Source organism: Nitrosophilus sp., assembly GCF_982775275.1.
In genome coordinates this window covers 5,130-8,073 of sequence record NZ_CEXZHP010000060.1, presented here as the reverse complement: position 1 = coordinate 8,073, position 2,944 = coordinate 5,130, and the positions used below count along the sequence as shown (strand labels likewise).

3 protein-coding genes and 1 pseudogene are annotated in these 2,944 nt (G+C 36.2%); all 4 read left to right on the top strand.

Going from position 1 to position 2,944, the window contains the following annotated elements; translation table 11 throughout:
• Positions 1 to 706, top strand: a 706-nt coding sequence (locus AC30RD_RS04345) for a YebC/PmpR family DNA-binding transcriptional regulator (protein ID WP_489493052.1), incomplete at its 5' end; no start/stop codon positions are given.
• 47 nt (positions 707 to 753) lie between these two features.
• Positions 754 to 1,572, top strand: a complete 819-nt coding sequence (locus AC30RD_RS04340) for a peptidylprolyl isomerase (protein WP_489493050.1) — start codon at positions 754 to 756, stop codon at positions 1,570 to 1,572.
• A gap of 12 nt (positions 1,573 to 1,584) precedes the next feature.
• Positions 1,585 to 2,661 carry a class II fructose-bisphosphate aldolase gene (gene fbaA / locus AC30RD_RS04335; protein WP_489493048.1) on the top strand — a complete coding sequence of 359 codons (1,077 nt, stop codon included), beginning with the start codon at positions 1,585 to 1,587 and terminating at the stop codon, positions 2,659 to 2,661.
• A gap of 19 nt (positions 2,662 to 2,680) precedes the next feature.
• Positions 2,681 to 2,944: pseudogene (locus AC30RD_RS04330) on the top strand (1-aminocyclopropane-1-carboxylate deaminase/D-cysteine desulfhydrase); the annotation flags it as partial.

The following is a 2,944-nucleotide window of genomic DNA, read 5'->3' as shown; positions in this document are numbered from 1 at the left end:
ACACAATAAATGGTCAAAAGTCAAACATATTAAAGCAAAAGAGGATGCTAAAAAGGGAAAACTTTTTACAAAAGCCGTTAGAGATATTATGACGGCCGTTAGAGACGGTGGACCCAACCCTGAAACAAACGCGGCTCTAAGACTTGCGATAGAGAGGGCAAAAGCGGTATCCATGCCTCAAGATAATATTAAAAGAGCTATAGATAAGGCAAGCGGAAATCTTCCGGGAGTAAAGTATGAAGAGATAATCTATGAAGGCTATGGTCCCGGCGGAGTGGCTATTATGGTTGAGTGTTTAACAGACAATAAAAATAGAACCGTTGCCGAAGTTAGACATGCGTTTAATAAAATGGGCGGAAGTTTGGGAACAAGCGGAAGTGTTGCTTGGATGTTTGACAAAAAAGGGGTTATAACCGTAGAGAGAGGCGATAAGGACGATGAAGTTATGGAAGCTGCTTTAGAAGCTGGAGCGAGCGATATTTTAGAGTTTGATGAAGTTCTTGTAATAGAAAGCGATCCCGCAGATTTTAACAGCGTATTGCAAGAAGTTGAAAAAACCGGCGCTAAGATACTTGAGAGTAACGTAGGATTAGTTGCAAACAATGAGAGTGACGTTGATGAAGATACGGCTTTGAAAGTTGAAAAACTTATAGATATGCTTGAAGAAAACGATGATGTTCAAAATGTTTATCATAATATGAAGTAAATTTGGATATAATCGTAACTTAATCACAAAAAATATAAAGGATTGCAATGAGGAAATTATTGGCAAAAGGTTTGGTGGCTATTTCTTTGGCGGCTGTAGTTTCAATGGGTGCGGAAGTTCTTGCGACGGTTAACGGAAAAAATATAACAAAAGAGGATGTTAATTCTATCTTAAAATCGGCTGGAATAACATTTGATCAATTAAGGCCCGATTTAAAACAAAAAGTGGTTGATCAAGCGATTGAGAGAGAGCTTTTAAAAGAGTATGCCATAAAAAGCGGTATACAAGAAGATCCAGAATATAAAAAGGCTCTTGAGAAGATAAAGCAAGATCTTGCAATGGAAATCTGGATGAAAAAGCAGTTTGATTCTATAAAAATTTCAGATGAAGAGGCCCAGGAGTTTTATAAAAAAAATATAGAAAAATTTAAAAGACCTCAGATGGTGCATGCAAGACATATTTTGGTAAAAAGCGAAGAGGAAGCAAAAAAGATAATAGAGGAGCTTAAAAAGACTCCAAAGGATAAATTAAAAGAAAAATTTATCGAACTTGCCAAATCAAAATCTGTTGGACCAAGTGGGAAAAACGGAGGAGATCTGGGATATTTTGGACCAAAACAGATGGTTAAACCTTTTAGCGACGCTGCATTTAAATTGAATGTGGGAGAGATAACAACCACTCCTGTTAGAACCCAATTTGGCTATCATATAATTTACGTAGAAGATAAAAAACCAGCTTCTACAATTCCTTTTGCAGAAGTTAAGGAAAAGATAAAGCAACAACTTAAAATGCAAAAATTTCAAGAGATAGTTTCTAAAAAAGCTCAGGAGCTGAAAAAAAGCGCAAAAATAGAAAAGAAAATATAATCAGGAGATTCCATGGGAGTTATGAGCTTTTTAAAACCCGGTGTAGTGTGGGGAGAAGATCTTCTAAGATTATATGAATACGCAAAAGAGAACTCTTTTGCACTTCCAGCCATAAACGTTGTAGGGACAGATTCTATAAATGCGGTTATGGAAGCCGCACGTGAGGCTAACTCTCCAGTAATTATTCAGCTTAGTAATGGTGGAGCCCATTTTTGGGCTGGAAAAGGTCTTCAAAATGATGGTCAAAAAGCGGCAATTCTTGGCGCTATAAGCGCTGCAAAACATGTGCATATATTAGCTGAGCATTATGGTGTTGCGGTGGTTCTTCATACAGATCACGCCGCAAGAAAACTTTTACCTTGGATTGATGGTTTGTTAGTGGCAGGAGAGGAGTATTTTAAGACACATAAAAGACCTCTATTTAGTTCTCATATGTTGGATCTCTCCGAAGAGCCGCTAGAAGATAATCTATCTACTTGCGAAGAGTATCTAAAGAAGATGGCGCCTCTTGGGATGAGTCTGGAGATAGAACTTGGGGTTACAGGTGGTGAAGAAGATGGAGTCGATAACACCGGTATAGATAACGCAAGGCTATATACTCAGCCAGAAGAAGTTGCCGAGGCTTATGAGAGACTTTCAAAAATAAGCCCATTTTTTACAATTGCCGCATCTTTTGGAAATGTTCATGGAGTTTATAAACCTGGACACGTAAAATTGGAGCCTATTATTTTAAAAAATTCTCAAGAATTTATTAAAAAGAGTTTCAATATTGATAAGGATAAGCCGGTAAGTTTCGTTTTTCACGGCGGAAGCGGAAGCGAGCTTGAAAAGATACATGAAGCTATAGATTATGGTGTAGTGAAAATGAATATAGATACCGATACCCAATGGGCTTTTTGGGAAGGTGTAAAAAGCTATATAGAAAAATATCACGATTACCTTCAATCTCAAATAGGAAATCCAGAAGGTGAAGATAAGCCTAACAAAAAATATTATGATCCGAGAAAATGGTTAAGAGAAGGTGAAATCTCTATGAAAAAAAGAGTCTTAAAAGCTTATGAAGATCTTCGAAGTTTAAATGTAAATTAAGTCAAAAGGTGGATGCCTTTTGACTTTATTAAATTCAAAAATAGAAAAAATAAAATTCCAAAGCCACACTTTTTACTTAAAAAGAGACGATCTATTGCATCCTGATTTTAGCGGAAATAAAGCAAGAAAATTTTATTACTTCCTAAAAAATGATTTTCCTCACGTAAAAAAGGTTATCTCTTACGGTTCTATGCAGTCAAACGCTATGTATTCCTTATCAGTTTTGGCAAAATTAAAAGGTTGGGAGTTTGAATATTACGCACGTATAAATGAAAAACTTTTA